This is a genomic window from Desulfosporosinus cupriresistens, from assembly GCF_001707885.1.
GTDB lineage: Bacteria > Bacillota > Desulfitobacteriia > Desulfitobacteriales > Desulfitobacteriaceae > Desulfosporosinus.
In genome coordinates, this window is sequence record NZ_MASS01000100.1 from 1 (window position 1) to 7,140 (window position 7,140).

A 7,140-nucleotide genomic window follows, 5' to 3' on the forward strand; every position below is an offset into this window, starting at 1 on the left:
GAGATAAGGCGTCAATCGCTGTGTTGATTGTTGTCGTTACCGCTAGATGCTCAGTATATTTGGCATCCAGGAAAGTAACGGTTGGAAACAATAAATCAGAGGCGATACTTGTTTTGGTCTGGGCCTTATCATTAGTTAAAATCGAATACTGCGTTACTTCCGAGCCTGTTCCAGCCGTGGTTGGGACAAAAGCCATGGGCAACACCGTCTTTTCATAATTTCCTGAGAATAAGCTCTCCTCCTCAATATCCTGGACAGCCAATAAGGCAATGGCTTTGCCAGCATCCATAGGTGAACCTCCACCAATGGCAATAATGAAATCGACGCCTTTTTCTTTAGCCAATGAGGCACCTTCGTAGACACAGGAAATAGTCGGATTGCTCATAACTTTGTCAAACACGAGATAATTGATACCCACAGATTCCAAGGCCGTTCTAACGTCTTTTTCTGAACCGTTACTTTTCGCTGATTGGGCACCCGTTACGATCAACGCTTTCTTTCCCAGAGGAATAAATAGTTCGCTATTCTTAATGATACAGTCATCGCCTATAATGACTCTGGTAGGCATATAATATTTGTTCGTCATGATTCCTCCTAGATTATCATCTTGTCGACTTCGCTTAATACTTCATCCATAATCGCTAGGGCATCTACCAGTTCCTGATCCGTAATAATCAAGGGTGGTGCAACCATCAACGAGTTTTCATGGGAGTATGTGTAAAAGCCTTTGGCATCCAACATTCCAAGAATCTTTTTCATGATTTTATTAGGATCTAAACCATATTCAACGAGCGGTTCTTTGGTATCCTTATTTTTGACCAATTCAATTGCGGAGAATAAACCAATGTAGCGAACATCTCCCACACAAGCGTGTTTTTCTTTGAGCGCCTCCAACAGTTTCCCTAAGGTAATGCCGCGTTCTTTAGCTTGCCCAATAAGTCCTTTTTCCTTGTAATACTCAATGGTAGCAACACCTGCCGCGCAGCCTAGGGGATGGGCAGAATAAGTCAATCCACAGCTGAGAAAATGGTCATCAAAGTAGCTAGCAATTTCTTTACTCACAAGGACGCCACCGATCGGCGCATACCCACAGGTAATTCCTTTGGCAAAGGTTATCATATCCGGCAATACATCAAAGTTATTGACTCCAAACCATTCCCCGGTACGACCCCAACCCGTCATGACCTCATCGCAGACCATTAAAATACCAAACTCGTTACAAATCTCACGAATTCCCTTTAAATAACCTTTGGGGGGAATAATCACGCCGTTGCTTCCGGTAATGGTTTCCAAGAAAATCGCCGCTACCGACTCTCGGCCTTCATAAATAATTTGCTCCCTCAACTGGTCTAAATAATATTTGGCTGCTGCTTCATCACTGACAAAGGGTACTGGGGCTCGATAGACATAGGGATCAAAAAATTTGATAAATCCAGGGATGCCCGGTTCACAGGTATAACGTCTGGGTTCCCCAGTTAAATTTGCTGCACCATACGAAGCACCATGGTAAGAACGGTATCTAGAAAAGATTTTATTGCGCCCAGTGATCATTTTTGCGATCTTAATGGCATTTTCATTGGCATCTGATCCACCTAAGGTAAAAAACACCTTTCCCATGTTAGCAGGTGCCAACTCGACAACCATCTTTGCCAATTGAGACCTGACATCGATGGCAAAGGAGGGTGATGAATATGCCAAGCGTTCAGCTTGTTCTTGTATCGCCTTGATAACTTTTTTATTGCCATGGCCGATATTTAAATTCACCAACTGGGAAGACATATCGTAGTAGCGCTTTCCTTCGCCATCCCAGAAATAAATACCCTCTCCGCCAATCATAACCTTAGGATTTAATTGCCCTTGTATACTCCAAGAGTGTAAGTTGTATTTCTTTGACGCTTCACTAATTTCTTTGACAGCTGTTAGTTCAAATTCCATGCTAATTCACTCCAATTACTAAATAACAAAGGGACCTGCTCTTGCGAACAGGCCCCTTTGCCTTCATTTATTAAATCCTATGATATCAGGTTTAAAATTCTATTCAACACATTCCAGCACAAAAAATTTTGTGCCCATGCACAATTACGGCTTATTTAGCCATTTTTCTATTTATTTTGCTCGCTCAAAACCTAGATACTTCTACTTCGAAAATCTTGATCGCATTACTAGGGTCATCCCGCCAGTCTAACTGATACCCGACAGAATCATTGACCTTCCAGTAGATTTCTGTGGTAGGGTGGTTTGATTCAATGTGGTTAATGATCTGGGATGTTATAATAACTCCTTTATTTGAAAAGCCAATAGCAACTTTAAGCCATCTTGATAATCCAAATCACACTGCAGAATTTCTTTGATCTTTTTTATTTTATAGTTAATCGTATTCCGGTGGACATAAGTTTCTTTGGCAACCTCTTGAACACTAGCGTTGTTTTCTAGGTAAGATTTCAAGGTTAAAAGATAATCTGTCTGATTTTTTTTATCGTAGGCTTCCATCTGCCCCAATGTCTCCTCATAGAACCTTTTTAATACCTTTGCGTCCTCTATCTCAATCAACAGCTTAAATAATCCGCTGTTCCGATAGGATAATTTGGGTTGATCCTGTCTTTCAGCTATGCGCAGAAGTGCAATTGCTCGCTTATAATTCCGGGGAAGAGAGTGGATTCCCAAATCATTAACACTAATTCCTGCGCTGATCCGATGATCTGGGTAACCGTACTTGCACACCTCAACGAGGCAATCCATGGCATCTTCCACAATTTCCTGAGGAAATTCCTGTAAAACAACAATCAGGTTTTTATCTTGGCGAAAGATATTAAACCTATCACTATAGTTGATTAATATTTTAGTCAGATGCAGCCTGATGGCCTTGTCATAATCTAAAAATTTTTCGCTGGAAGGTATTTGAAAGGATAACGCTGCGATGCAGAACTCAGCATCTAAATCAAATTCCTTCCGTTCTAAAACAGCCCGATACTCAGAAATCTTTTCGGGAAAAAATATTGCGTCACGTAAAGCACCTGCCACAGTTACTTCATGTTCTTCTGACTTGATAATTTTGCGACAGAAATCATTAGTAATGTCCACAATTCGAGTCTTCCAAGGTACGGTGAACAAAGGAAATTGCACCTCTCGGCAATAAGCGATGAGGTCTTCAGGTACGGATTGAATATACGGTCCTAAGTTAAGCACCAACCCGCTGGCTTGATTCTCTACTAATCCTTTGGCAAAATCGTGGAGCCAATCGGTATTATCGTGTCCGATTCCGGTAGAAAAGATCAGTTCCTGACCATGAAGGAAGCTTGCTGTTTCCGGGTCTTCTAGCATATGAACCCAATTAACTAAATTGTTCATATTACTTTCCCCGCAAATAAGATTCATTCCATAATTTTCTCTTGCATATTTACATAAATACCTTAAAGTGATTGCCATACCGCACCCCTTTGTTAGACACGATTTTTCCCTAAATAGTCATGCTAATGTTATAATTATAATATATTACCAGCTTATTAGATTCCAAAATTCAACATCCATGTAATATTTCAAATTCCTCATTTTATCTAAACGATTTAACCTTCATAAAAATATTGTTCTTTACATTTATCTTATTTAACCATTTTCTAATTTATTTTACCTAACAACTTTCTTATACTAACTAGATCATCGATAATTCTTTATTTATTGCTGAATTGCTCCAACTAACACAACTAATATTTTACTTTCTTTTTGTCATCACTGAATTTCTCTGTCTAAGAACATAATATAAGTCTCAAATTTCTAGGTGAAGTTGACCAGTGAATTCTTTCTGCCGATCATTTTCCGCATTAATAGTATGCCTTTGTAACATGCTATAGTTAATAATCAACAACGAGGTGAGTCATTTTGAACACGTTAGTTAAGCCTAACGAGAAATTAGCTACTTTCGCTGGGGGATGCTTTTGGTGCATGGTCTCTCCCTTTGATGAAATTGATGGAATTATTAAGGTTGTGTCCGGCTATACAGGTGGACACGTTGAGAATCCAACCTATAAGGAAGTTTGTACTGGAACGACGGGACACTATGAAGCAGTGCAAATTACGTTTGACTCAAATCGAATCTCGTACGAAAAATTGCTACAGATTTATTGGCAGCAAATTGACCCCACAGATCCTGGTGGTCAGTTCAACGATCGAGGCCAATCATATCAAACTGCCATTTTCTATCACGACAATGAACAACTTCGTGTGGCAGAAGAGTCTAAAAAGGCTCTAAACGAAAGTGGGCGATTCAAAACACCTGTTATTACCCCAATTCTACCCCCAATGCCCTTTTACCCAGCCGAAGAATATCACCAAGATTACCATAAGAAAAATTCTTTTCACTATGCGCTTTATCATAAAGGTTCTGGTCGCGAGACCTTTAATAATCAATATTGGCCAAAAGACAAGCTTTTCTTAAAGAATAAGTTATCCGAGCTGCAATATCACGTGACTCAAAAAAATGGAACAGAACCCCCGTTTCAGAATGAGTTCTGGGATAATAAACATGAAGGTATCTATGTCGATATCATCTCTGGTGAACCTTTGTTTAGCTCAAATGATAAATTTGAAAGTGGCTGCGGCTGGCCTAGTTTCACAAAACCAATCCTTTCGGCCAACGTCGCAGAAAATGTTGATTCAAGCCATGGCATGACTCGTACTGAGGTTCGAAGCAAACAATCCGATTCTCACCTGGGACACGTTTTTCCTGATGGACCAGGCCCAGAAAGTCTCCGATATTGCATTAACTCTGCTGCACTGCGCTTTATTCCTAAAGAGAACTTAAAACTTGAAGGCTACGAAGATTTCCTAGTATTATTCAGATAAATATATTACAGTTAGGATCTTACAATATTTAATGAGGCAATTGGTGCCCCTGCGGTAAGTAAAGCTAAGCCTCCAAAAAGTATTAGGGCTATTTTAGATAACCTCATTTTGTTCCCTCCTTTCTAAGTTGTTAAGCAAAGTATAGAGTTATTATTTTACGCCCACGTCACAAATTCTTAACACTTTTGTTAACTGGTCTGGCCTGTTGATTACTAGGCTTGTTCAGGTAGAATAACTTACCGAAAGCTACTCAACACAACACCGAGTAATAAACACCGTAATTCTTCCTTCTTGTTTGTTAAAATCATGTCCATATTTTCCCATTATACACATATTGAATAGGACAGGCGCTCATTGTAAGCTGCCTGTCCTATTCTAACCTTATCTCTTTACCTATTCGTGGTGACCAGACCCGACATCAGACATATGGTGACCAGTCCCGTTACCACTATGTTGAGTCTCGTTGTGGGTTACAACCGAGGTAGTATCATGGTGAACAGCTGGGGTATCAAGCATGTGAACAGCCGGAGTAGCTGGAGTAGCCGCCGTGTGAGCAACTAGGGTATCAGCCATGTGAACAGCCGGAGTAGCTGGAGTAGCCGCCGTGTGAGCAACTAGGGTATCAGCCATGTGAACAGCTGGAATAGCTGGAGTTGCCGCCGTGTGAGCAACTAGGGTATCAGCCATGTGAACAGCTGGAATAGCTGGAGTTGCCGCCGTGTGAGCAGCCTGCTTATCAACGGTATTGCCCGTGGAATTGGAAGTGGCCGCACTGACCATACCGACTGTACCAACTATTAAACAAAGTGATAAGACACTTACCTTTAATGTATTCTTAATGTTGTTTTTTTCCATGACAAATCATCCTTCCCTTTTTAAACCTTTTTTCATAAATGTTTCAATCATATGATCGTTTACTTAAAACTTTTTAAACGCTCCCTTCATTTTGGCCGCCCCTGTGTCGTCTAGTTATTCGTTAAAGGAGACAGCTTTTTGAGGGGCAGGTCAAAAAGAAAATTCCATTCCCTGTTTTACATGAATAGCTTTATTGAACTATCTCACGTGTTTAACGTCAATTATGATTCTTTCTCGTTCGGTTAGATACCTTAGATTGTGACTGGCTTGCTGTTCTTCTTACTCTATGCAACACAATAGAAACATTAATGTGACGATGCTGTAACATTCAACACCTATAATGGGTATAGAATGTTTTTTGCTATCCCTCTAAACTGCTTCAGTTTTTACGAATAACTAGTAAGCGGGTGATTAAATGAAAGAAAAGGTTTTGATAGATACCTTAATATCGGCTCAAAGCGGAGAAACGCTCGTTCGAGAGGAACTTATTAGGTCTCATAAAGCATTTATAGCACAGGTAAGCTCCAAAATCTGCAACAGGTATTTAACCTGGGATAATGACGATGAGCTTAGCATTGCTCTTATAGCTTTTAATGAAGCTATTGACACCTTCGACCCTCACGGAGGAGCTTCTTTTTACAGTTTTGTTCATATGGTGATCCGCCGAAGATTAGTGGACTATTTTCGCAAAGAAGGAAAACATCAACATCTTTCTCTCTCCCCAATGAACCCCGAGGATGAAGAACTGAGCCGCTACGATCTTGATACTTCCCAAGAGCAATATCAAGAAATCGAGAACACAGCTATCTTTGCGGAAGTCGTTGAAAACTACGTCCACGTGCTAAGTGACTATAACGTAACATTAGATGATTTGGTAAAGGTCTCCCCAAAACACAGAGACAGCAAGCAAACTCTCCTAAGGGTGGTCTTGGCTTTAAGCAATAACTCTAACCTTATGGCCCATCTAAAAAAACATAAACTTCTACCCATTAAAGAGCTAGAGTTATTGACTGGTGTAAAACGCAAAGTCCTGGAAAAGGGGCGAAAATATCTTATCGCCCTGGCTCTCGTCCTATCCGAACCAGAATTTCATCCGCTAAAAAATTTCATGCAGATTCCATCAGAACCGGGAGAGTAGGTGTAAGAAAAATGGAAAAGACCAATGGTATCGTTATGCGAACCTCGACAAAGGTTACTGTCATCTTCACGGAGAAAGGCGACTATATAGAAATTCCTACTCCTAAAGAGCCGCCTCTTGTAGGTCAAACAATTGAAGTAGAGGTAAAACCCCAAAGGATACCATGGGTTCATAATTCCTGGTTGAAGTACTCGACTGTAGTAGCGGTTTTATTACTTGTATTTAGCATTACTACCTTCTATCTATTCATCCCTAATATGGCAGTTGCCTCAGTCGCTCTTGATATAAATAAGGGCATAGAGTTATTG

7 protein-coding genes are annotated in these 7,140 nt (G+C 40.4%); 3 read left to right on the forward strand and 4 right to left on the reverse strand.

Translation table 11 applies throughout. From position 1 onward, the window contains the following. From DSBG_RS21020 to DSBG_RS21030, 3 genes are all read right to left on the reverse strand, one after another. A partial coding sequence (locus DSBG_RS21020; protein WP_141694398.1) for an iron-containing alcohol dehydrogenase occupies positions 1-586 on the reverse strand: 586 nt, incomplete at its 3' end. Between the two features lie 8 nt (positions 587-594). Beyond that, positions 595-1,935 carry an aminotransferase class III-fold pyridoxal phosphate-dependent enzyme gene (locus DSBG_RS21025; protein WP_068966890.1) on the reverse strand — a complete coding sequence of 447 codons (1,341 nt, stop codon included), beginning with the start codon at positions 1,933-1,935 and terminating at the stop codon, positions 595-597. A gap of 333 nt (positions 1,936-2,268) precedes the next feature. Continuing rightward, positions 2,269-3,426, reverse strand: coding sequence for a PucR family transcriptional regulator (locus tag DSBG_RS21030; RefSeq protein ID WP_068966892.1), 1,158 nt, complete (start codon positions 3,424-3,426; stop codon positions 2,269-2,271). A gap of 450 nt (positions 3,427-3,876) precedes the next feature. Between DSBG_RS21030 and msrB the strand changes: the two genes are divergently transcribed. After that, the gene (gene msrB / locus DSBG_RS21035; protein ID WP_083237018.1) at positions 3,877-4,839 is read left to right on the forward strand and encodes a peptide-methionine (R)-S-oxide reductase MsrB; all 963 of its coding nucleotides are present in this window, start codon (positions 3,877-3,879) and stop codon (positions 4,837-4,839) included. Between the two features lie 393 nt (positions 4,840-5,232). Here the strand turns inward: msrB and DSBG_RS21040 are convergent, their stop codons facing one another. Beyond that, on the reverse strand, positions 5,233-5,694 hold the full coding sequence (locus DSBG_RS21040; protein ID WP_068966896.1) for a hypothetical protein: 462 nt from the start codon (positions 5,692-5,694) through the stop codon (positions 5,233-5,235). 415 nt (positions 5,695-6,109) lie between these two features. Between DSBG_RS21040 and sigI the strand changes: the two genes are divergently transcribed. Further along, complete coding sequence (gene sigI, locus DSBG_RS21045) at positions 6,110-6,832, forward strand: RNA polymerase sigma-I factor (protein ID WP_068966898.1); 723 nt, start codon at positions 6,110-6,112, stop codon at positions 6,830-6,832. 11 nt (positions 6,833-6,843) lie between these two features. Then, positions 6,844-7,140, forward strand: a 297-nt coding sequence (locus tag DSBG_RS21050; RefSeq protein WP_141694399.1) for an anti-sigma factor domain-containing protein, incomplete at its 3' end; no start/stop codon positions are given.